At 36.3% G+C, this 23,970-nt stretch carries 21 protein-coding genes and 3 tRNA genes; 12 read left to right on the forward strand and 12 right to left on the reverse strand.

Annotated elements, in window-relative coordinates; all coding sequences use genetic code 11:
- Positions 1-281: 281 nt before the first annotated feature.
- The 3 genes from DRF65_RS25375 to DRF65_RS25385 all read right to left on the reverse strand — a co-directional run bounded on the left by DRF65_RS25375 (position 282) and on the right by DRF65_RS25385 (position 561).
- A tRNA-Arg gene (locus tag DRF65_RS25375) sits at positions 282-355 on the reverse strand.
- 31 nt (positions 356-386) lie between these two features.
- Positions 387-461, reverse strand: a tRNA-Pro gene (locus DRF65_RS25380).
- A gap of 13 nt (positions 462-474) precedes the next feature.
- Positions 475-561: transfer RNA gene (locus DRF65_RS25385), tRNA-Ser, on the reverse strand.
- Between the two features lie 137 nt (positions 562-698).
- Between DRF65_RS25385 and DRF65_RS25390 the strand changes: the two genes are divergently transcribed.
- The 4 genes from DRF65_RS25390 (at position 699) to DRF65_RS25405 (ending at position 5,282) form a co-directional block, all read left to right on the forward strand.
- Positions 699-1,724, forward strand: a complete 1,026-nt coding sequence (locus tag DRF65_RS25390; protein ID WP_115973503.1) for an N-acetylmuramoyl-L-alanine amidase — start codon at positions 699-701, stop codon at positions 1,722-1,724.
- 72 nt (positions 1,725-1,796) lie between these two features.
- The gene (aspA, locus tag DRF65_RS25395) at positions 1,797-3,197 is read left to right on the forward strand and encodes an aspartate ammonia-lyase (RefSeq protein WP_115973504.1); all 1,401 of its coding nucleotides are present in this window, start codon (positions 1,797-1,799) and stop codon (positions 3,195-3,197) included.
- Positions 3,198-3,270: 73 nt separating this feature from the next.
- Positions 3,271-4,125 carry a glycosyltransferase gene (locus tag DRF65_RS25400; RefSeq protein ID WP_115973505.1) on the forward strand — a complete coding sequence of 285 codons (855 nt, stop codon included), beginning with the start codon at positions 3,271-3,273 and terminating at the stop codon, positions 4,123-4,125.
- 110 nt (positions 4,126-4,235) lie between these two features.
- Positions 4,236-5,282: a hypothetical protein gene (locus tag DRF65_RS25405; RefSeq protein WP_115973506.1), complete on the forward strand. Its 1,047-nt coding sequence runs from the start codon at positions 4,236-4,238 to the stop codon at positions 5,280-5,282.
- Positions 5,283-5,321: 39 nt separating this feature from the next.
- Here the strand turns inward: DRF65_RS25405 and DRF65_RS25410 are convergent, their stop codons facing one another.
- From DRF65_RS25410 to DRF65_RS25440, 7 genes are all read right to left on the reverse strand, one after another.
- Positions 5,322-6,800 (reverse strand): lipopolysaccharide biosynthesis protein, encoded by a 1,479-nt coding sequence (locus tag DRF65_RS25410; protein ID WP_115973507.1) that lies wholly within the window; start codon positions 6,798-6,800, stop codon positions 5,322-5,324.
- Between the two features lie 9 nt (positions 6,801-6,809).
- Positions 6,810-7,604 carry an FkbM family methyltransferase gene (locus DRF65_RS25415; RefSeq protein ID WP_115973508.1) on the reverse strand — a complete coding sequence of 265 codons (795 nt, stop codon included), beginning with the start codon at positions 7,602-7,604 and terminating at the stop codon, positions 6,810-6,812.
- Between the two features lie 336 nt (positions 7,605-7,940).
- Entirely contained in the window at positions 7,941-8,609 is a 669-nt protein-coding gene (locus DRF65_RS25420; RefSeq protein WP_115973509.1) for a DUF2461 domain-containing protein, read from the reverse strand.
- A gap of 100 nt (positions 8,610-8,709) precedes the next feature.
- A complete protein-coding gene (locus DRF65_RS25425) occupies positions 8,710-9,939 on the reverse strand; it encodes an ABC transporter permease (protein ID WP_115973510.1) in 1,230 nt (409 codons plus the stop codon).
- Positions 9,940-9,959: 20 nt separating this feature from the next.
- The gene (locus tag DRF65_RS25430; RefSeq protein ID WP_115973511.1) at positions 9,960-10,709 is read right to left on the reverse strand and encodes an ABC transporter ATP-binding protein; all 750 of its coding nucleotides are present in this window, start codon (positions 10,707-10,709) and stop codon (positions 9,960-9,962) included.
- 55 nt (positions 10,710-10,764) lie between these two features.
- Positions 10,765-12,033 (reverse strand): efflux RND transporter periplasmic adaptor subunit, encoded by a 1,269-nt coding sequence (locus DRF65_RS25435; protein ID WP_115973512.1) that lies wholly within the window; start codon positions 12,031-12,033, stop codon positions 10,765-10,767.
- Positions 12,034-12,036: 3 nt separating this feature from the next.
- On the reverse strand, positions 12,037-13,347 hold the full coding sequence (locus DRF65_RS25440) for a TolC family protein (protein WP_115973513.1): 1,311 nt from the start codon (positions 13,345-13,347) through the stop codon (positions 12,037-12,039).
- A gap of 227 nt (positions 13,348-13,574) precedes the next feature.
- Between DRF65_RS25440 and DRF65_RS25445 the strand changes: the two genes are divergently transcribed.
- The 8 genes from DRF65_RS25445 to DRF65_RS25480 all read left to right on the forward strand — a co-directional run bounded on the left by DRF65_RS25445 (position 13,575) and on the right by DRF65_RS25480 (position 21,804).
- Positions 13,575-15,281, forward strand: coding sequence for a DEAD/DEAH box helicase (locus tag DRF65_RS25445; protein ID WP_115973514.1), 1,707 nt, complete (start codon positions 13,575-13,577; stop codon positions 15,279-15,281).
- A 151-nt stretch (positions 15,282-15,432) separates the two neighbouring features.
- Positions 15,433-16,071 (forward strand): DUF47 domain-containing protein, encoded by a 639-nt coding sequence (locus tag DRF65_RS25450; RefSeq protein ID WP_115973515.1) that lies wholly within the window; start codon positions 15,433-15,435, stop codon positions 16,069-16,071.
- A gap of 23 nt (positions 16,072-16,094) precedes the next feature.
- Positions 16,095-17,237, forward strand: coding sequence for an inorganic phosphate transporter (locus tag DRF65_RS25455; protein WP_115973516.1), 1,143 nt, complete (start codon positions 16,095-16,097; stop codon positions 17,235-17,237).
- Positions 17,238-17,340: 103 nt separating this feature from the next.
- Positions 17,341-18,312, forward strand: a complete 972-nt coding sequence (locus DRF65_RS25460; protein ID WP_115973517.1) for a polyprenyl synthetase family protein — start codon at positions 17,341-17,343, stop codon at positions 18,310-18,312.
- Between the two features lie 74 nt (positions 18,313-18,386).
- Positions 18,387-19,340: a GSCFA domain-containing protein gene (locus DRF65_RS25465; protein WP_115973518.1), complete on the forward strand. Its 954-nt coding sequence runs from the start codon at positions 18,387-18,389 to the stop codon at positions 19,338-19,340.
- Positions 19,337-19,864 (forward strand): DUF4269 domain-containing protein, encoded by a 528-nt coding sequence (locus DRF65_RS25470; protein WP_115973519.1) that lies wholly within the window; start codon positions 19,337-19,339, stop codon positions 19,862-19,864. The genes DRF65_RS25465 and DRF65_RS25470 overlap by 4 nt, the downstream gene beginning before the upstream one ends.
- A gap of 3 nt (positions 19,865-19,867) precedes the next feature.
- Positions 19,868-20,638, forward strand: a complete 771-nt coding sequence (locus DRF65_RS25475) for a TatD family hydrolase (protein ID WP_115973520.1) — start codon at positions 19,868-19,870, stop codon at positions 20,636-20,638.
- Complete coding sequence (locus DRF65_RS25480) at positions 20,638-21,804, forward strand: hypothetical protein (protein WP_115973521.1); 1,167 nt, start codon at positions 20,638-20,640, stop codon at positions 21,802-21,804. Before DRF65_RS25475 ends, DRF65_RS25480 begins: the two co-directional genes overlap by 1 nt.
- Before the next feature lie 37 nt (positions 21,805-21,841).
- Here DRF65_RS25480 and DRF65_RS25485 read toward each other — a convergent pair whose 3' ends face one another.
- Both DRF65_RS25485 and DRF65_RS25490 read right to left on the reverse strand, forming a co-directional pair.
- The gene (locus DRF65_RS25485) at positions 21,842-23,143 is read right to left on the reverse strand and encodes a DEAD/DEAH box helicase (RefSeq protein WP_115973522.1); all 1,302 of its coding nucleotides are present in this window, start codon (positions 23,141-23,143) and stop codon (positions 21,842-21,844) included.
- 334 nt (positions 23,144-23,477) lie between these two features.
- The gene (locus DRF65_RS25490) at positions 23,478-23,966 is read right to left on the reverse strand and encodes a DUF6438 domain-containing protein (RefSeq protein ID WP_115973523.1); all 489 of its coding nucleotides are present in this window, start codon (positions 23,964-23,966) and stop codon (positions 23,478-23,480) included.
- Positions 23,967-23,970: the final 4 nt, after the last annotated feature.

Below are 23,970 nucleotides of genomic sequence, written 5' to 3' on the forward strand. Positions count from 1 at the left end.
AAAATCAAAAACTTTAGATTACAGCTCAGAGGAGTAAAAGATAAATCTTTTTTTCTTTTTAGATTAACCAAACTTTTTGCGTAATCCACAACTTTTGGTACTGATCCGTTTATTCTTTGGACTATTGTGTATTGATACCTTCCTGCATTATCGTGTATCACTTTATTTTGCAGATTTGCAAAGCCTTCTGAGTTGAGTTTGATCTTTCTATTTTCTTAAAAAGGCTGGTTTGAAAGAAAAATAAAAACAAAAAACCTCATCATAAAAATGATGAGGTTTTGTGAGCGCGAAAGGATTCGAACCTTTGACCGTCTGCTTAGAAGGCAGATGCTCTATCCAGCTGAGCTACGCACCCATTTGTAATTTTGAGAAAATTACTAAAACAGTCGGGGCGGCAGGATTCGAACCTGCGACCTCCTGGTCCCAAACCAGGCGCGATGACCGGACTACGCTACGCCCCGAAAATAATAAAAGCGGAGAGTAAGGGATTCGAACCCTTGGTACCGTTTCCAGTACGCATGTTTAGCAAACATGTCCTTTCGGCCTCTCAGGCAACTCTCCTTTATTATTGTATTTTTTAAAGATCTTTGTTCCGTTATTGCGAGTGCAAATATAGAATAGATTTCTTTATTTACCAAATAAAATTCAAGAATTTTTTGTGTATTTTTGAGGTAATAAATTGATAAAAAACCAAACTGATGCGTAAGACATTATATATCATCGGATTAAGCACTTTAGTTTTTTCATGTGCTTCTCAAAAAAATGTAAAAAAAAATACGTACCAAACGAAAAATCCAGTGGTACAGCCAAAACCAGTAGCTAAAACTCAAACACCAGAAGCTCCAAAACCAAAAATTGTGAGCGATCATGGAGTAGACTTTTTTACTACTAATATAGCAGACCCAGCAAAAAATGATAATACGGCAAGTTATGGTTCTATTGTATCTGCAAAACCTGTAGGATATAAAGTGGTGAAAACTTATTTTCCTGCCATGGCACAGAATTTCAGACAGCGTTATCTGATCATGCATTATACTGTACTTCCTGATGACAAGTCCATCACTGTTCTTACCCAGCCGGGAGTAAGTGCTCATTACCTGGTAAACAATACCGGAGATAATGAAATCTATCAGTTGGTAGATGAGAATAAGCGTGCTTATCATGCCGGAGTAAGTTCATGGAGAGCTGACAAGAATCTTAATGATACTTCCATAGGAATTGAAATTGTAAATCCAGGCTTTACTACTGATGCAACAGGTAAAAGACTTTTCGTTCCTTTCAGTGATGCACAGGTAAGAAAAGTAGCAGCGTTGGCAAAAGATATTGTGACAAGATATCAGATTCCGGCTACCAATGTGATTGGCCATGCAGATATTGCACCTACAAGAAAGCAGGATCCCGGGCCAATGTTCCCTTGGAAAAAATTATATGATGAATACCAGATAGGAATGTGGTATGATGAAGCAGCCAAACAAAACTACTTCGATCTTGCACAGACAGAGCTTCCGGCAAAATATAATGATACAGTCTTCATTTTTGCTATACAGACTGCATTACAGAAATTCGGTTATGGAATAGAGCTTAGCGGAAAATGGGATGATGCTACCAAGAAGACGATTGAAGCTTTCCAGTATCATTTCCGTCCACAAAATTATGACGGAATTATGGATGCCGAAACATGGGCTATACTGCAAGCTTTAAATGTAAAATATTCAGTAAAATAATTCAAATTAAAGCGCATCGGATCGATGCGTTTTTGCTATCTTTAAACGATCAAAAACAGTAAAATATCTGTAATGGAAAATTTCAGAAAAGAAAGTGATCTATTAGGCGAACTGAACGTGCCTTTAGACGCTTATTATGGAGTGCAGACCCAAAGAGCAATCAACAACTTCAAAATTTCCGGACAACTTCTGTCAGCGTATCCGGATTTTATCAAAGGACTGGCTTTCGTAAAGAAAGCAGCCGCAAAAACCAACTATGAATTAGGACTTCTTGATGAAAACCTATATTTCAAAATTGCAGAAGCATGCGATGAGATCGTAGCAGGAAAATACCATGAGCAATTTCCGGTAGATATGATACAGGGAGGAGCAGGAACTTCAATCAATATGAATGCGAATGAAGTAATTGCTAACATTGTATTGGGAAAATTAGGAAAAAATAAAGGCGAATATGAGTTTTGTTCACCTAATGATCATATCAACCTTTCACAGTCAACCAACGATGCTTATCCTACCGCAATCAAAATGGGATTGCTGCATATGAATATCGGTCTGGTAGAAAGACTGGAGAAAATCATTGAAGCTTTCCGTGCAAAAGGACAGGAGTTCCATGATGTTATCAAAATGGGACGTACACAGCTTCAGGATGCTGTTCCTATGACATTAGGACAGGAGTTCGAAGCATATGCTGCTACACTGGAAGAAGATATTTCCAAACTGAATAATAATGCAAGCCTTTTCGTAGAAGTAAACATGGGAGCTACTGCCATAGGAACAGGACTGAATGCCCCGGTTGGATATGCTACACTTTGTGCTAAAAATTTAGCTCAGATCACAGGATTCCCGATTGTTTCCGCACCTAACCTTGTAGAAGCTACACCGGATACAGGATCTTATGTGATTTATTCTTCAGCGACGAAGCGTCTTGCAGTAAAATTATCAAAGATCTGTAACGATTTAAGACTGCTTTCATCAGGACCAAGAGCTGGACTGTTCGAAATCAACCTTCCGCCAATGCAGCCGGGATCATCTATTATGCCAGGTAAAGTAAATCCGGTTATTCCTGAAGTGGTAAACCAGGTTTGTTTTAAAGTATTTGGAAACGATCTTACAGTAACCTTTGCCGCAGAAGCAGGACAATTGCAGCTTAACGTAATGGAGCCGGTACTTTCTCATGCTATTATGGAAAATATCAATTTCCTTTGCAATGCACTAGATACCCTTCGTGATAAATGTGTGGTAGGAATTACTGCCAACAAAGAAGTATGTCTGAATATGGTAAAACACAGCATCGGAATTGTTACAGCATTAAACCCTTATATCGGTTACAAACAATCCACACAGATTGCCAAAGATGCATTGGAAACCGGAAAAAGTGTATACAATCTTGTTTTAGAAAGAGGAATTCTTTCTCAGGAAAAACTTGATGAGATCCTTGATCCGAAAAACATGCTGAAGCCGCACAACAAGTAAAATAAAACAATGAGTGGTAAATGATGTGAAAGCACCATTTATCACTTATTATTCATCATTTATAAAATAATCCGTGAGGTTTTTAATTATTATTCCTGCCCATAACGAAGAGCAGAACCTCTCATTCACTCTGGATTCCCTGCAACAACAAAGTAGTAAGGGCTTTAAGGTAGTAATCGTTAATGACGGTTCCATAGATGCTACTCCTGAGGTGATCAGGAAATATACAGAGACTGATTCCCGTTTTGAAACAATAAACCTTCAGAAATCAGAACATCAGCCTGGTTCAAAGGTTGTTCATGCCTTTAAAAATGGTTTGCAGACACAATCTGTAAATGAGTTTGATATCATCTGTAAATTTGATGCTGATATTATTCTACCTGAAAACTATCTGGAAACTGTAAAAGAAGCTTTTGCTAATAACCCTGAATATGGATTGGTAGGAGGTTTACTTTATGTGGAACAGGAGGGGAACTGGGTGTACGAAGGAAACTCCAATAAACATCATGTAAGAGGACCTATGAAAGCTTACCGAAAGGAATGCTTTGTTCAGATGGGTGGTTTAAGGGAAACATTAGGTTGGGATAATATAGATTCTATTGTATTGGAACATTTGGGATGGAAGGAAGTGGTCCTGCCGGAACTCCATGTAAAACTCATCAAAGTAAAAGGAGCCGATTATACCATCAAACCGGCTGATTATTACGGCCGTTATTTCTATTTTTTAGGATTAAACAGGTTTCTGGCTTATATAGCCTCTTCAAAGGAAGCAATGAAAAGCAAATCGCCATCATTCTTTTTTGATATTGTAAAATCCTATGAAGCTTGTAAGTCAAGAAAACTGGAGCTTAAAATTACAAAAGAAGAACAGAAGGTAGTCAATGATCAGCGTTGGAAAATGCTGAAGAAAAAATGGCTGAAAATATAATGCTGTAATCCAAAATAAACATCAATAGGAATGGACTTTAGCCCATTCGCAATGAAAAATAAAAATTAAATCGGCTTTAGCCAAAACCTAAAAATAACCGCTATCAGCTAGTGAAAAAAATAGCCTACATAGAAATAGACACCCACGCAGAAATAGCACAGGCTTTCATAAATATTATGGAAGGATCTCAGAATTTCAGTGTAGATTATTATTTTTCAAAAAAAATTAAAGATCAGATCGGCGAAACAGAATCAAATGTTTTTTTGTCTGATAGTTCTATGATTTTAGATCAGCTTAAGACCAAAGAGTATGATTTGGTTATTGTAGGAACCGTTCACCGTTTCTTTAATACATTTCTTGCTGTAACAAATAAATACAATACAGCTGTTATTACCCATAACCTCAATTTTACCAGGGCTTCAAAATTTGATTTGATCAAAAGTGTATTTAAAGGAGATGTTATCTACCGGATGAAGTTGTGGTTAAAAGAAGGGTTGCTGTATGCCACTAAAGTATATCAGGAATCAAAATCCCTGATGGTGCTGGATGAAGCATTGACCTCTGACAGACATCAGTTTTTACCTCTTTTTTATGCCAGAGACTTTGTGAAATCTAAGAATGAAAGTCTTATGATTGTCATCCCCGGTGGTGTTTCACAAAAGAGGAGAGATTATAACCATATTTTCACTACTATTCAGCAGATCAGAACAGATCAGAAATGTGAATTTATTTTTCTTGGAAAGGCTAAGGATAAAGAATTGAAAAAGCTCGAAGATTTATCTTCAAAACTGCCGGAGAATATTTCTGTAACCTATTTTTCAGAAAGGGTTTCTGCAGAAGATTTTGAGAAGTGGATGAAGAAAGCAGATGTGCTTTGGTGCCCGATTCAGCAGGGGACGGAATTTTTCAGCATACAGGAAACATATGGACAAACCAAGATGACAGGAAACCTGGGTGATTCAATTGCCTATGGGAAACTGGCTGTTTTTCCAAAGAATTATCCTTCAAAACTGAATTTCATTGTACCTGAAAAAGAGAATATTCTCGAACAGCTGAAAGAGCTTGCCGAAACTCATTTCGATTTTCAGAAAAGTTACGGTAGGGCAGAAGTTCAAACAAAAGTAGAACAGTTATTAAACGGTTTTATTGCCGGTTAAAAAACTGCATTTTTGTTCCTTTATTTTTCTTTCTAAGTTTTATTTAAACTTAAAAATACTCTTAATAAACTTTGCATTCAGGTAATCCTCGATCGGGAAAATTTTTGTAAAATAGTTTCCGATATAAATTAATGCAAGAACTACGGCTGGCTTATAGATCAGATTGATGAAGTTGTTGTCAAAATTAGGCAGAACAATTGCTACAGTAATCGCCAGGGTACAAATGATAGATACGAAGATCATTTCAATAGTTAATGGTGAAACTTTGAAAACAATGTAGTTGAATAAAATTTTAAGAACATTATAGATGGTAAGGGAAATAGCTGTAGATAAAGCAATTCCGATAAGCTTCAGATCAGTGTTTTTGATGAAATAGAAATTCAGTCCAATTGTTAATCCTGCCAATAAAAGCATTAACAGAATATTGAATCTGTAATACTTTGAAAGAGAGATGATATTCCCGTTAAATCCTGTTGCCAGATCAATTAAAACTGCAGAGCCCCAGATCCATACAACCGGTTCGTATTCTCTTAGCATAACACCGTTTTTAGGCATAAACTGAGTTAGGTAAGGAAATCCAACCATAATACAGGAAAACAATACAGCTCCCAGAAAATATAAGGTTAATGATGTTTTTTTATGAAACTTATCAAGGCCTTCCATATCACCATCGGCAAGATGCTTACTGATAATAGGGGCCGAAATATTAAATAACCCCAATTGTGGAATGGAAATTAAAGAGATAAGAGCATACAGTACCGAATAAATACCATTTTCTTCCATGCCCATAAATTCTCCAATCATAAAACTATTGATTGCCAGATAATTTCCAAAGGTCCCCAGAAAACCAAAAAAACTGTAGTTTAAAAACTCCTTCCAGAAATTATTCTTTTTAAAATAATCTGTGCTGATATCAAAATGAATTTTCTCAAGCTTATTCGTGTAATAAATATATCCGAAAAGCATTAAAGTAAACATTCCGAAGAAAAAGGCTAATGCTATATTCTGAGACAGAGCAAAATAAGAGAAAAGACAGAAAGCTCCCAAATTGGCTATTTTAGGGAAGAGATTGTCAAAGATATTAGAAACAACAATTCTTTTATAATTAGACGTGTATTTATTGAAAATAGCACAAAGAGATAAAACCAGAATAAGAGGTAGGATAATTCCCTTAATTTTCCAGGCTTCCGAATGCATGAACTTGGGATAAAAGTAAGGAAGAATAAAAAATACAATAGAAAATATCAGGAAGTTAATTAAAATCGTAACAAGCGATAGGGAGAGCATGTTCTGATTTTTACCGTCTTTTTGTAAAGAATGAAAAAATTTTACATTAGCGTATGAAATTCCAAAAACCACAAAAGGAACAAGCATTTCTGCAGTCTGCATACTGTAGCGGAGTTTTCCATAAAATTCAAAATCATTTGGAAAAATGAATATTGCAGAAACTGTGCCCAGCAAAAAACCAATATAGCCAATAATGGAATATTTGAAGCCTTGTCTCGCTACTACACTCATAAAGTTGTTTTAAGGGTTTTTAGGTATAAAAATAATATTGTTGATGTACTGAGTTTTATTTTTTTCGTCGTTTGTATTTTGTAATAGAATATCCTCTGTAAGTGGCTCAAGGGTAAAGCTGTTCCTGTTCAGGTATTTCACTTCATATCCCCAGCTTGCTACTTCAGAGATTTCATTCCATATTGGTGTTTGGTGATGCCTTTGTTCCATCTCAACCATTAAGGTAGGCATAAACTGTCTGATGGTTTCTTTTGCTCCCGAAAGAGTTTTTATTTCATTCCCTTCAACATCTATTTTAATAAAATCTAATCTGTTGAAGTGCTCAAGGGCTGCCCATTCGTCCAGTTTGATAACCTTTACTTTCTCAGTATAGCTTTTCTCTTCGCCTTTTTCTTTGTAAGCAGTGTTCAAGGTTCCACGGGAAGCAATCGTTTTTCCGTTGATAATGGGAACTTTGAATTCCGCTATTGTATTTTCGTCAGAAAGAGCCAAAGGAAGTACCCGCATTGTAGGGAATAGTCTTTTCAGTCTTGTATAAAGCTTTTTATTAGGTTCGAAAGCATAGATATGCTCATGATTTAATTTGCTTTCCAGCTGATATAGAAAAGTTCCTACGTTGGCACCAATGTCCAGTATTACAGCACTTTTGGGAAGGTATTCTTTGATCCATACCAGTTCCGGTTCTACATTGCGTTCCGAAAAATTATCTTTATTAAGATGGTTTAAGGTCTTAAAGTATCTTTTTTTATAAAAATCCGGACTTATATATTGTAGTTTTTCTGCAATTTTTTGGTATAAAGACATCCTTAGCTTTTTGACGAACAGCAAAGATAAACAAAAATGTAAAACTTATCTTAAAAAATGTTAAATATAATAAATTGATTTTCAGGAGATAGTCTTTATTGGATGTTTTGTAAGGGACTGAATTGTAATATATTTTAAGTTTGTCACAGAAACGCCTTATGCAAGCTTTTTATTTTAAAGAAGAGGTAAGTGCAAAATATAACCCAAGAACTTCACAGGCTTTTAAACACAAATAACACGAATGTTTTCATAAATAACATAATTTACATTCTCAAAGCATTTACCCATAAGAATCTGTGTATTCAAGGAGATCTGTGGGAGAAAAATCAGGAATTTTTAAGCCTGGAAAGGTGTATTCAGAAAATCATTAAATGGTTTCATCAGCTTAAAAATCTTAGTCATATTCTTTAGAGCGTTTTGATCTAAAACCTCTTCATCTTTGAGTGAGTACACTACAATAAAATTCTTAAGTTTTAAATATTCAGCCATAGGATCTTCCTTTTCAAAACCCTGAGGAACCTTTTTCAGTTTATCATCCTGATCCAGTTCCGGAAAATGTTTTTTGAAGTCTTTATTATCTAGAATTTTAAGAAAATCATTACCGTAGAGCGATATCTCTTTTCGTACTTCCTTCAGTACTGAGGACTCAGGCATGTAGATTCCGCCGGCTAAAAAAGATTTTCCCGGTTCCATATGAAGGTAGTATCCACCTTTCTGATGTCCTTTTCCCATTCCTAGTGAAGCTCCGAAATTGGTTTTATAAGGGGATTTATCTTTTGAAAATCTGGTATCACGGTAAATTCTGAAGAGTGATTTTTTGCTGTCGATTTTAGAAAGTTCTTCATCAAAACCAGACATTTCCCTGATCAGGTCATCCAAAAACTCAATAACATTTCCCTGAGATTCTGTATACAGGTTTTTATGCTCATTGAACCATTCACGGTTGTTGTTTTTGCTTAATTTCTTTAGAAAATCAAAGGTTTTGGAAGAAATGCTGGCTGACATACTTTTGTTTGGTATTTAATTGTTTTAGTTGTTTCAGGGTTAAGATATAAACTTATGTCTGATATCTCAAAGCCGCAACGTTATTCAAATTTACACAAAACTATTCATATCTCAATGCGTCAATAGGATCCAGTTTTGAAGCCTTCAGGGCAGGATAATACCCAAAAAATACTCCGGTTACAGCACAGACAATAAACGAAATAATAATTGACGATTCTGTAATAAAAGTAGGCCACGACAAGAAGAAGGTGACCAGCTCCGAAGTGAGAATACCTAAAATAACGCCAAGTATTCCTCCGGTAATACTGATGAGAACGGCTTCAATCAAAAATTGATACAGGATATCCTTTCCTCTTGCTCCGATAGACATTCTAAGGCCGATTTCTTTAGTTCTTTCCGTAACGGAAACATACATGATATTCATAATTCCGATTCCGCCCACAATAAGAGAAATTCCCGCAATAGCTGAAAGCAGTACTGTCAGAAGCTGGCTGGTGGAACTCATCGTGGAAATCAGTTCAGCCTGAGTTCTTACGCTGAAGTCATCATTGCTTCCATCCAGGGGTAACTTATGCTGTTTTCTCAGGATCTCTGAAACCTGATCGGTAGCCTGTTGTGAAGTATTCTCATTCGTAGAAGATGCATAAATGGTCTGTACATACGTTATTCCTAAAAATCTTCTCTGAACAGTATTAAAAGGTGCAATAATCACATCATCCTGATCCTGCCCGAATGCATTGGAGCCTTTGGGAGCAAGGATGCCAATGATTTTCATAGGAACTTTATTGAATCTGATAATACTCCCCACCGGATCTTCACCATTAGGAAATAGATTATTATAAACAGTTTGTCCCAGAAGGCAGACTTTGTTGGAAGAAGTGACATCTTTTTTGGAAAAAAGGTTGCCGCTGGAAATATTCCAATCCCTGATCTGAAAATACTCTTCATTTACACCCTGCAATTGAGTAGGCCAGTTATTGGGCCCGTTGATAGACTGTCCATTGGTCTGTACAGCCGGAGAAACGGAAGAAACATCCGCAGCGCCTTTGGAAATGGCTTCAGCATCCTGTGGTTTTAAGGTTTGTAATCCGGAAGCTCCTATTCTTGCTCCACCTGAAACATTCACGTTACTTGAAGGACGGATCGTAATCATATTGGAACCCATTGAAGAAAGCTGGTCACTGATGCTTTTTTTAGAACCTTCACCAATAGCTGTCATGGCAATTACCGAGGCAACACCAATGATAATCCCAAGCATGGTTAAAAATGCGCGTAGTTTATTTCTTAAAAGGGCTTTCCAGGCAATTCTGAAGAGATTGGAGAGATTCATTGCAATGGGTTTTGGATTAGCTATTGATAGTCATCATTTACCGGAAGGTTATCCAGAGCTTCTCTGGCAGACTTTATATTGTCATTTTTAATATCCTTGATAACCTTCCCGTCCCGTAGTGTTACCGTTCTGCTGCTAAAAGTAGCAATATCAGGTTCGTGTGTTACAAAGACAATTGTACGTCCCTGTTTATTGAGATCCTGCATAAGAGCCATTATTTCATATGAAGTTCTTGTGTCAAGGTTTCCTGTAGCTTCATCAGCTAAGATCATTACAGGTTCATTGACTAAAGCCCGGGCAATAGCCACTCGTTGCTGCTGCCCACCGGACATCTGATTAGGGAGGTGATCTATTCTGTTTTCCAATTTTACAGCAGCAAGTGCTTCTACTGATCTTTTATATCGTTCCTCCGTTGAAATTTTGGGATTATAAAGAAGGGGAAGCTCTACATTTTCCCTTGCAGTAGTTCTGGCAAGAAGATTATAGGCCTGAAATACAAAACCTATTTTTTGGTTTCTTAATATGGCCAGTTCATCGCGGTCAAGGTTTTTAACATTGACTCCATCCAGAATATAATCCCCGTTTGATGGTTTATCCAGACAGCCTAAAATGTTGAGCAGGGTAGATTTTCCCGAGCCACTGCTTCCCATGATGGTTACGAATTCACCTCTTTCTACTGAAAAAGTAACTCCTTTCAGCGCATGAACGATTTCTTCACCCATCCTGAATTCTCTTTTCAGATCCATGATTTCCAGAATTTTTTCTGTCATGACTTTTATTTTAGAATTGCTGATTCTCTTAATTTAAATTTTAGATAAGGTACTATTACTGTCTTGGTCCGCCACCACTGCTGCCTTTAGTATTTCCACCACTTCTTCTTTGAGGCATAAACGGGCTTTTTGCCTGCCCGCCTGAAGATTTTTTAGATAAAAGCTTATAACCGGTGATAATATTGTCATTTTTATCCAAGCCTGAAATTACCTGCATTTCAGTATCATTATCCATTCCTGTTTTAATCTTTTTACGGGATATCGTACTGTCTTTGGCAATGACCCATACACCCATCTCATTCTTTTTATCCATCCCTTTCGTTTTCTGCTTTTTCCATTGTCCTTTTTCATGTTTTTTGCCATTGGCAAAAGGAGAGTTGATTTTATATTTCTGAATAACAAGGCTGTCGGGCCTAAAACTGGTTGCAGCAACCGGAATCTTCATTATGTTATCTATAATCTGCGTATAAATTGTGATATTAGCTGTCATTCCCGGCTTTAATTTTAGTTCGGGATTATCAGCATTGATAATGGTTGTATAGTTTACAACATTCGACGAGACAGTAGGGTGGAGCCGGACTTCGGAAACTTCACCGTCAAATGTTTCGTCAGGAAAAGCGTCAACTGTAAAAGTAACTTTCTGCCCAACTTTCACATTTCCGATATCAGCTTCATCTACTGAGGCGCGAACCCTCATCTTCGTAAGGTCCTTTGCTATACTGAATAGAGTAGGTGTACTGAAGCTTGAGGCGACAGTCTGTCCTTCACTTACATTCCTGTTAAGAACCGTGCCGTCTATCGGAGAATAGATGTTCGTGAGTGAAAGATTTTTATTGGCGGTAGAAAGCTGAGCAGTTACAGTACCTACCTGTGCTTTTGCTATATTATATTGATTGGTGGCATTGTCATAATCCGCCTTACTGATAGCACCTACTTTATAAAGCTGTGACTGTCGGTTGATATTGATTTCATTATAGGCAAGGTTACTTTTTGCATTTTGTAGATTAGACTGATACTGTTCAGATTGAAACTTGAGGAGATCCGGATCCAGAGTAGCTAAAAGCTGCCCCTTTTTCACTGTAGAATTAAAATCTACATAAATATTTTTGATGATACCTGATACCTGAGTCCCTACAGCAACGGTATCTACCGGCTGAATAGTTCCTGTAGCTGTAATAGAATTGGATATTTCTCCCATTTCGGGTTTTACAGTTTCCAGTTGGATTTTTATCTCTTTTTCTCTGATGAAGAAAAACCAGACTGCACCTAAAACAATGATGCCGCCTACAACCCAATACAACCATTTTTTATTCTTTGTTTTCATAGTTTACTTTAGATTTATAGGGTTACCTGCGTAAAATTCGTAGATCTGTTTATTAAGAACTGCAGTGTATTTTGCCTGCAGGTAATTTTGAATAGATTGAATGTAAAGCAATCGCTGCTGTTGAAACTGTACATAGTCGATACTGCCTATTTTCATTTGAGCATTTACAATATCATAGCTCTGTTTACTGATGTTCATTTGTTTGGAAGCGGAATCGAATTGTGACAGGGCGTTTTGCAGATTGATATATGATTGCTCGATTTGTTGGTTCAGAATTGTTTTTGTGTTTTGCAGATCAAGATTGGCCTGTTCTATGGCAATCTTCGATTTTTCAATCTGAGTTTTGTAGATTCTGTTGTTGTAAATTGGAATTCCGAGGCTTAATCCGATAGGCATGTAGAAATTGTTACCCAATTGATTGAAATAATTTCCATTTCCGTTGGAATAATTGGTTGAAATGTTTCCTACCACACTTAAGGTTGGTTGAACAGAAGCCTGTGCCATTTTAAGATTGGTATTGGAATTTTCCACATTCAATTCTCCGTATTTGACCTCCGGACGTTGGCTTTGAGCGAGATTCTGAACGTCCGGTAATGGTTTTAGCTGATCATCTACAATAATGCTGTCAGGTTTTGCAATCTGAAAGTCATAATTGGTTGGTAATTGCAGGAGTTGCTTTAAATTGACAATATTAGTCCGTAAATTATTCTGGGTTGAAGTCAGATTATACTCATCCTGAGCAACCTGTGACTGAATCTGTAGGTAATTGAGTTTTGACAGGCTTCCTGCTTTATAAAGCTGATCTCCCTGTTTTAATTGAGTTTGGGTTGTTTTCAGAACATTTTCCAGGGAAACGATATTTTCTTCATTCATCAGAATATTCAGATAAGCCTGTGTGATGCTTAGGGTGATGTTGTTTTGGGATTCCTGTACAGATAAGTCAGCCATCTGGACCAGCAGGTTTTTTGATGCTTCATTATTTTTAATATAATTGGCATGATAGATCGTCATGGAAGAATTGGCTCCAATGCTTTGGGTTTGTGCACCCGTTACATGAAGTCCATCGTTACTATTCAGTGCAAAAAGTCCTTGTGAAACCGTTCCGTTGAGGTTAGGGTATTTTGCTTCTTTAGCTTGGAATAAATCCTGTTGGGCCGAATTTTTAGAAAGCCTTAATGAATTGATAGAAATATTATTTTCCTTTGCATATTCAATACATTTATCCAGGGTCCAGCGGGTGGGATAATTAGGTGTCTGGGCCAATATTTCAAGCGTTATCAATAAGAATATCAAAAAGAAAAATTTGCGTTTCATAGTTTTGTTTTTGAAAATTCATAAATAATCCAGAAAAAATTAATCCAATTTAATAAAAAAAACTAATGTTTAACAGTTTTTTAATATAAAGCTTGTTTTTTTATGTTTATTTTTTCAAATATTAAAAAAGTATTATAAGATTCTGAATTTAACTTTGTATATTTAAAACTTTATTCAAAAACAAGTCAAATATTTATTGTATCTTTGCAAAAATTTTAAAATAGTTAATGAATTTATTTACGGAAACCAATTTAAGTCCTGATATCCTTAAGGCAATTGGCGAACTGGGCTACGAAAGCCCAACAGAAATCCAAAAACAGACTATCCCTTTTATTCTTTCAGATATTCGCGACTTGATCGCACTTGCGCAGACAGGGACAGGCAAAACAGCAGCGTTTTCGCTTCCGATTTTGGATATGATTGACGATACGAGTCGCAAAATCCAATTATTGGTGCTTTGTCCGACACGGGAATTATGTCTTCAGATTTCTAAAGACATAAAGAATTACTCTAAGTACATGAAAGACATCAAAACTACAGCAGTTTATGGTGGAAGTAGTATTGTAGATCAGATGAGATCTTTAAAGGATAAGCCACAGATTATTGTGGGAACTCCTGGTAGAGTAATTGATCTTATCAACAGAAAAGCACTTGACTTTTCTGCTATTCATTGGTTAGTATTAGACGAAGCTGATGAAATGCTTTCTATGGGATTCAAAGACGAGTTGGAAACCATCTTAAGAGAAACACCGGAAACTAAACAAACTTTCTTATTCTCGGCTACGATGAATAAAGAAGTGGAAAGAATTTCCAAAAATTACCTTACAAAGCCACACCGTATTTCAGTAGGTTCTATCAACGAAGTGAAGAAGAACATTACACACGAATATTATGTGGTAGGGTACCGTCAGAAAAAAGAAGCATTAAAGAGATTAATTGATGCCAACCCGAATCAGTATTCCATTATTTTCTGTAGAACAAGAATGGAAACTCAGGAGGTAGCTGATTTCTTGATGCAGAACGGTTACGCAGCTGATGCCCTTCATGGAGACCTTTCTCAAGCGCAAAGAGATACGGTAATGAAGAAATTCAGATTGAAAAACATTGATATTCTTGTAGCCACAGACGTTGCAGCAAGAGGATTGGATGTAAACTCTTTGACTCACGTTATTCATTTCTCTTTACCTGATGATCCTGAAGTATTTGTTCACAGAAGTGGTAGAACAGGTAGAGCTGGAAAAAATGGTATTTCTATGGCTTTAATCAAGCCTGAAGAAAGCAGAAAACTGAAGCAGATTAAATCTGCAACAAAAATTGAAATTAACGAAAAATTCATTCCTACAGGTGAAGATATTATCAAAGCTCAGGTAGGAGGTGTATTCGAAAAATTATTGACGGAGCACGAAGATATTTTCGAATTTGATAATAGCTTAATCCCGGATTTGAGCAATTTCACAAAAGAAGAATTGGTACACCAGTTACTGCAATTCCAATTGAAAGACCTTGCTTTATATTACAAAGACAAGCATGATCTTACTGAGCAGAAATTGAGCAGCAGAGATGATGATTACTCAAGAAGAGACAGAGGACGTGACAGGGATAGCAGAGACCGAGACAGAGGTCGTGATAGAGACAGAGATCGCGGAAGAGATAGAGATCGTAGCAGCAAACCAAGAAGAAGAGATGAAAACATGGTTAGATTCTTCTTTAATCTTGGAAAAAAAGATCATTTGAAGAAACTTGATGTTTTAGATATTATCAATAAGGCAACTGATGATGGAAAAAGCAAAAGAAGAGCTGAAATCGGTGATATTGAGATTTTAGAGAAATTCTCTTTCTTTGAAGTTGAAAAATCCTTTAAAGATAATGTTTTAAGTAACATTCAATCGATGAAATTCAAAGGGAAAGATATGAGAGCTGAAGTAGCTAACTAATCCCTTTTTATACTATATAAAACCGGCAGTAATGCCGGTTTTTTTATTTGGTAATCAGCAGGTAAGCGAATGTTAACAAAACTTAATGTTATATAGTTTCACGTGCGATCCTTTTTTAGGAAATTTGCACTCGAATTATAAATACTAAAAAATGGGAATTGGTAATATTTTCCACGCTTTTCAACCAAAAGATAAAATCTTCTTTGTACTTTTTGAAAAGGTAACTGAAAATCTAGTTGCAATGTCTGAAGATTTCAACGCTGGAATCAAGGATTTCGATCTTAATGACGATTCAATGTTGAAAAAAATGAGTGATTTCGAACATAAGAATGACGAGCTTACTCACGAAATCTTTGTAGAACTTGGAAAAAACTTCATCACTCCTTTTGACCGTGAAGATATTCACACACTGGCAACAGGTTTAGATGATATCGCTGATTATATCTACGCGTCTACAAAATATATCTTCCTATACAAATCTCCTGAGATGAAAGCGTATTCAGATTTCTCTCTATTGATTCACAAGGCATGTCTTGAAATCCAGAATGCAATGAAAAACCTTAAAGGATTCAAGAACATGGAGCAGGTGAAGGAAGCTTGTATTAAAGTAAACTCTATTGAGAACATTGCAGATGACCTGCTTTCTAACTCAATGGTAGAGTTATTTGAAACCAACGATGCCATCAACATCATTAAGGTTTCTTCTGTATTGAACTATCTTGAAATCGTAACTGATAAAGCTGAAGATGTTGCCAATACAATTGAGAACATCATGATTAAATACGCCTAAAAGATAACAATACCTAGCAAAAAATGGAATTTCCGATTTTACTGATAGTTATTATTGCGTTGGCGCTGATCTTTGATTATATCAATGGTTTTCATGATGCAGCCAATTCGATTGCAACTATCGTTTCTACAAAAGTTTTAACTCCATTCCAGGCTGTACTTTGGGCAGCACTTTGGAACTTTGCGGCTTTCTTTATTGCTGCTTATATTATTGGAGAATTTAAAATTGGTAATACAATTGCCAAAACAGTTAACGAGAATTTTATCACGCTTGAAGTTATATTTTCCGGTTTGATGGCAGCTATTGCCTGGAACCTTCTGACATGGTGGTTTGGGATTCCTTCCTCATCGTCGCATACACTGATCGGAGGATTCCTGGGAGCAGCTTTAACGCATGCTTTTATGATGGATTACCATGATGTGGCGGCAGCACAGCCAGGACTTGGGATGTGGGAAACTATTAAAGAAGCTTTCATTCAGGTAACTCATCAAGGTGTAGTGAAGTTTGATAAAGTTATTCCTATCTTCTTGTTCATTTTCATGGCACCAATTATAGGGATGATTATTTCAATCATTATTACATTAATTATTGTACACCTTTATAAAAGATCAAACCCACACAAAGCAGACAAATCTTTCAAAAGATTGCAACTGGTTTCTTCAGCCTTGTTCAGTTTAGGACATGGTCTGAATGATGCTCAGAAAGTAATGGGAATCATTGGAGCGGCGGTAATTTACTATCACGTTAATATGCTTCAGGATACACAGTATTTGGATATTCCTTCTGCGGGACGTTTTGATTACTTTGCACAACATTATATTTGGGTTCCTTTAGTTTCATTTATTGCCATTGCTCTAGGAACTATGAGTGGGGGTTGGAAGATCATCAAAACAATGGGAACAAAGATCACTAAAGTGACTTCATTGGAAGGAGTGAGTGCAGAAACTGCGGGAGCTATTACTTTATTCATCACAGACCACTTCGGTATTCCTGTATCTACAACGCATACGATTACAGGATCTATCATCGGAGTTGGATTAACGAAAAGAATTTCAGCAGTAAGATGGGGTATTACCGTAAGCTTACTTTGGGCTTGGGTATTAACCATTCCGATCTCAGCAATCGTAGCTGGTATCACTTATCTTCTTGTAACTTTCTTATTTTAAGATAAAAAATCACAATTATCATATAGACTTTGTCCATTTGGGCAAAGTTTTTTGTTTTATAAAGCCTTGAAAAATTGTATTTTTGTTCAAATTATAAGATTTTATGGAATTTTTAGACAGATACCAGCAGATTGTTGGGGAAGCCATCAATAAGTATACTTTTAAAGATAAGCCTACGGAGTTATATGAGCCGATGAACTATATCATTTCCCATGGTGGAAAACGTCTTCGTCCCATTATGGTGCTGATGGCCTGTGATCTGTTCGGTGGAGACCTGAAGCAAGCTATAAAGCCGGCTTTAGCAATCGAGTTTTTCCATAATTTTACTCTGATCCATGATGATATTATGGATGAGGCTCCTTTAAGAAGAAATAAACCTACCATCCATACACTACACGGGATCAATGTGGGAATTCTTTCCGGGGACGGATTGATGCTTAAAGCTTATAAATTCTTTGAAGACCTTGAACCTGAAATTTTCAAGGCTTGTATCAGAATATTTACCCATACTGGACTTCTTTTATGTGAAGGACAGCAGTATGATATCAATTTCGAAACTCAGGAAAATGTAACCTTTGATGATTACATTAGAATGATTACCTACAAAACCGGAGTATTGAGTGCTTCTTCTTTTGAGATCGGAGCATTAATCGCGAGAGCTGATTTTAAGGATGCAAAAGCAATCTTCAATTTCGGAAAACACATCGGAATTGCATTCCAGATTATGGATGATTATCTTGATGTATTCGGAGATCAGGCACAGTTTGGGAAAAAACATGCCGGAGATATCTATGAGAACAAGAAAACAGTTCTTTACCTGTTAGCAAGAGAACATGCTACAGATGAAGAAAGAAAAGAACTGGATTACTGGTATTCTAAAAAGACAGACAATATTGATAAAATCTACGGGGTTGAAAAGATCTTCAGAAGAACAAAAGTAGATGAAAAAGCACTTCGTCTGATCGAAAAACACAACGAAATCGGTCAGAGCTATCTTAAGAAAATTGATATTCCGGAAGAAAAGAAAAAGCCGTTCATTGAGCTGGCAAACTATCTTTTAAGAAGAGAAAGCTAAATAAGGTTCCAGATGATAGGTGGTAGGTCGCAGAATTGCCTGCTACCTATTACCTGTCACCTAAAATCTATACAATGAAATTCAGAACAGAAGTCGATATTCCGAAATCAGAGAAAAAGATTGAGATTGAAGACAGAATATTTTCAATCGGTTCCTGCTTTGCCTCTGAAATGACAGAATTGTTGAAAGAGGGCCAGCTTCAGACCCTCAACAATCCTTTTGGGACGATTTTTAACCCCTTTTCTATCAATAATGCAGTAAAAAGACTCCATGATTCGGAGTTTTATGTAGAGGAAGAACTGATTATCTATAATGAAGAATATATCTCGCTGGATCACCATACAAGCTTTGATACAAGATATATTCACCAGACGTTGGATAAGATCAATAAAGCCATTGAAGAAGGAAATGCCTTTCTACAGGAAGCAGACTGGATCATTATTACCTATGGATCTTCCTTCATTTACGAATTCGTACCCAAGAATAAATTAGTAGCCAATTGCCATAAGATTCCACAGAAGTTTTTTGAAAAAAGGCTGCTTTCCCATCAGGAGCTTACAGGTTCTATTTACAATACCATTCTGGAGCTTAAAGATATCTGTAAAGAAGGAGTTCAGATTCTGTTTTCTGTTTCGCCGGTAAGGCATACCAAAGACGGAATGGTGGAGAATCAGCTGAGTAAATCTAAGCTGATTACAGCCATTCATGAGTCTATATCTATGTTTGAAGACTGTCATTATCTTCCGGTTTATGAGATTTTGATGGATGATCTGAGAGATTACCGTTTCTATAAAGAAGATATGATTCATCCGAGTGCCCAGGCCGTTAATTATATTTTTGATAAGTTTGGAGACTCTTATTTTTCAGGGGAAACCAAAGACTTTATCAAAGAAAACTTTAAGATCATGAGAGCGTTGGAACACAAAACCAATGATTTGAAAGATCCTAAGTTTATAGAATTCAGGGAGAAACTGGATCAGAGAATAGAAAATCAGCGTACAAAAGTAAAACATACAATATTCAAATGATTGACTTTACGGAGATTGAATACTTAAAGTTGGGAAATGAAAGACAAAAAAGAGCCTATGAAGTCCTTACTCAATATAAGATCTTTGAAAAGCTGAGTAAATATTCTCCATTACTAGCAGGAACAATTCCGATTGAAATTGATGTTGAAAACAGTGATCTGGATATTATCTGTGAGGTGGATCTGAGATTTGAAGAAGACTTTTTAAAGGAGATTATGTTCACAGAACTTATACCCGCCGATGTAAGAGTTTCCGTTGAAAAAACGATTATAAACGAAGAAGAAAGTATTACACTGAACTTTATGCTGGAAGAATTTTCTATCGAGATTTTCGGTCAGAATAAGACTCCAATAGAGCAGAATGCTTATCGGCATATGGTTGCTGAACACAAAATATTACAGGAAAAAGGAGAAGATTTTAAACAAAAAATAATAGAGCTTAAGAAACAGGGAATCAAAACAGAACCGGCATTCGGAATACTGATGCATCTGGAAAATCCCTATGAAGATCTGTTAAAATTATAAAAAATGATTGATACACATACCCATTTATACGCAGAAGAATTTGATGAAGACAGAAAAGAAGCCATTCAGAGAGCTTTAGATAAAGGAATTACGGAGTTTTATCTTCCGGCAATTGATTCCGAATCCCATGGGAAAATGCTTGAGCTGGAAGCAGAATATCCGGGACAGATTTTTTCAATGATGGGGCTACATCCTTGTTATGTAAAGCCTGAATCCTGGGAGAAAGAGCTTGAGATCGTTAAAAGTTATCTTGACCAAAGGTATTTTCCGGCAATAGGAGAGATCGGTATTGATCTGTACTGGGATAAAACAACCCTGGACATTCAGGTAAAAGCTTTTGAACAGCAAATCGACTGGGCGATAGAAAAAGACCTTCCTATCGTTATTCATACCAGAGAAAGCTTTGATGAAACATTCGAAGTTCTGGAAAGAAAGAAACATCTTAAATTAAGAGGAATTTTTCATTGCTTTTCCGGAAATCTGGAGCAGGCACAGCACGCAATGGACCTGAATTTTATCTTGGGGATCGGTGGAGTAGTGACCTTCAAAAACGGGAAAATAGACCAGTTTCTGAGCGAAATCCCTTTAGATAAAATCGTATTGGAGACAGATTCCCCTTATTTAGCTCCGGTTCCGCACAGAGGAAAAAGAAATGAAAGTTCATATCTTGATCTGGTAGCCGGAAAGCTGGTAAATATTTACGGTAAAGACTTCTCTGAAATAGACAGAATCACTACCGAAAATGCACGGAATCTTTTTAAAACCGAGGTATAATGGATGGAATTCTAAAGTTTGTAAAAGATAACCGGCTCAATAGTATTATCCTGTTTGCTGTTTATTTTGTTATTAATCTTTTATTCCTGACAAAGTATGGGATCAGGCAGTCTTTTATACCTCTCAGTATTTTAGTGGCTGTTTTCGCTGTAGGAAACGCAGTGATGTTTTTTTTAGGGAAATGGTCAGGATTTAAGAAAATAGTGTCGGCAAAACTGGTTTATATCCTGATAGGATGCATTGCTGTTGCTTATATTGCCATGTGCCATGTGATGAAAGATCCTTACAAAATGAATATAGACAGATGGCAGACTTTAGAGTTTTCTTTAGAATACTGGATCAAAGGAAAGTATATTTATGATACTCCGAACTTTATGGGGAATCTGTCCTCTTACCTTCCGGGGCAGCTGCTTATTTCCAGTATATTTTATTTTTTAGGAAATGTAGGATACCTTCAGGTGGGTGCTTTTTTACTCTTTTCATATACGATCTGCCTGGAATTTAAAAGCAATTTCATTCGGTTTATAGCAGTATTGATGCTGGGAGTATCATTGGCCTATATTTATGATGTGGTCTGTAAAAGTGATTTTATTGCTTCCTTTATTGCTGTTGCTGCGTTTATGCTCTTATGGCATAGCAGATTTAAACATGATTATTTTCAGAAACCTCTTCTGCTGGGAGTAAGTATAGGCATTCTGTGTCTTACAAGAAGTGTAGTGATTATTCCATTAATTATTTTTCTGTTAAGACCTTTTTTGCTGACTCGCTGGGAAAAGAGAATAAAGTTTGGGATAAGCTTTTTACTAACAGTAGGAATATTACTGGCAACGGTCTTTCTGCCTGCCAAAAGCCTTGATCACTTGTTACACTATAACCCCTTAACACTCCAGGGACAAAGTAACAAATACGTGATGCTATTTTTCATTGTACTGGCAATCATTTCCTCATTGTATGCTAAAAGAATAGAAATGGTGTTTTATTTTTCAGCTTATATCACTTTTTTAGTGATGGTAAGCTTTGTGACTGAGAAATATCTGATTTTAGGATTTTCTTTTCAGAGTAATTTTTTTTCTACCACATATTTAGCAGCCTGTTTGCCTTTCTGTATTATCGGATATTGCTATACAAAACGGAAAGAATCAGACGCAATAGATCAACCTCAATAAAAAATAAACCCCTCTCATTTTGAAAGGGGTTTACTATTTATTTTTTTCTGGTGAAATTTTTGTTCTTAGGTTTTTTAAACCCAACCGAAGCTCCTCCAGCCGGTTTCTTTTTATTTGGTCTGGAATTGTTACTGTTATTAGAAATTCTGGGCCTGTCGGTACCCGCAGAAGCCGGTTTGTTATTAGAATCTCTTTTCTGAGCTATAAGATTATCCGTATGGAACGGGTGATTTTTGATGACAGGAATTTTCTTTCCAATCAGCTTTTCTGTGTTTTTCAGGTTCGTAAGATCAAGACCATCTACAAAAGATATAGAAGATCCTTCAGCTCCCGCTCTTCCTGTTCTTCCGATTCTGTGTACATACGTTTCAGAAACATCAGAAAGCTCAAAATTGATCACGAATTTTAATTCATCAATATCAATACCTCTTGCTGCAATATCTGTAGCGACAAGAATCCTTGTTTTTCCTGATTTAAAATTATTAAGGGCGTTCTGTCTTGCATTCTGAGATTTATTCCCATGAATCGCCTCAGCAGAGATATTGTCCTGCTGAAGTTTTCTTGCAATCTTATCAGCGCCGTGCTTTGTTCTGGAAAATACCAATACAGAGTCTGAAATGTCATTTTGTAGGATATGAGATAACAGATTTAGCTTGTTTTCCTTTTCTACAAAGTAAACGGATTGCTTAATGGTATCTGCAGTAGAAGAAACCGGAGTCACCTCTACTTTTACCGGGTTGTTCAGAATGGAATTAGCCAGTTTCTGAATCTCTACGGGCATCGTTGCAGAGAAGAACAGAGTCTGTCTTTTTTGTGGTAAAAGTTTGATGATTCTTTTTACATCATGTACAAATCCCATATCAAGCATTCTATCCGCTTCATCAAGAACAAATATTTCAAGATTTCTTAAGCTGATAATACCCTGAGCAATAAAGTCAAGAAGTCTTCCCGGTGTAGCCACCAAAATGTCAACCCCTCTTTTTAAAGCAGCTTCCTGATTTCCCTGTTTTACTCCTCCGAAAATAACAAGTTCCTTTAGCGGAAGATATTTACCATAAGCATTAATGTTCTCTTCAATCTGGATCGCCAATTCTCTGGTAGGCGTAAGGATTAAAGCTTTAATATTTTTATTTGGTATTTTATTTTTAGATAGATTCTGTAAAATAGGAATAGCAAATGCTGCTGTTTTTCCTGTTCCTGTCTGTGCACAGCCTAAAAAGTCTCTGCCTTGTAAAATATCAGGAATAGATCTTTCCTGAATGGGTGTTGGAGTCGTATATCCCTGTTCCTGAATTGCCTTGGCAATAGGTTCTATTAAGTTTAAGTCTGTAAAATTCAAATGAATTATTTTAAAATTTTAAATAAAAAATTCCCTCTGTTTGAAAGAATTACATTTTGCAAAGGTAGGTTAAAAAAAATTAAGATTTTCACAATGATGAAGTAGGCTTTATCTGCCCTGATTAATTCATTATAAGGCTCATACCCATATTTGTTAATTGGTGAATGTATTTAATTATAGTTAATGGCTTTTTCTTAAATGAGATTATCAATATTACAACTGAAAAAGGTTCGGTTACAAAACAGTTTATTAAAAAATAAATACGATTATTTTATATAAAGAATGGCTGCCTAATCTAAGGCAGCCATTTATATTTATTGTATCAGATGAGTGGTTATTTCACCTTGATCCATTGCTGGTTCTTTCTAAGATTTTCAAAAAAGTGATACATTTCTGAAAGCTTTTCGCTTCCCCGTTTCCCATAATCTTCCACATTTTTTGAAGTACCATCTGCAAAATTGATTCTTAAATAAGAGGTAGGTAAGTCTGTAATGTTTTTTTCTCCGTATTTGTCATTTAAATTTTTTACCTCTAAACCGTCCAGTAAACTGATGAGCTTATTGTAATCTGCCTCTTTAATGGTTCCTTTAAAAGTTCCTTCTCTGGGCTTGGAGAATTCGTCTTTTGAAGGTTTATCGGTGAAATTAAAATGTTCCGCTTCAAAAACTGCTGTTCTGTCCGGATTGATGGTCATGGTGAAGACAGGGCAGAACCCAAAACACGGGGTGGCCTGATATTCTATTTTAGAATATTTTGAATTGACTTTCTGAGAAGTACAGGAAAATAAAAATATAAAAGCACAAAGGCCTAGTATATATTTCATAGCT

The sequence above is a fragment of the Chryseobacterium pennae genome, assembly GCF_003385515.1.
GTDB lineage: Bacteria > Bacteroidota > Bacteroidia > Flavobacteriales > Weeksellaceae > Chryseobacterium > Chryseobacterium pennae.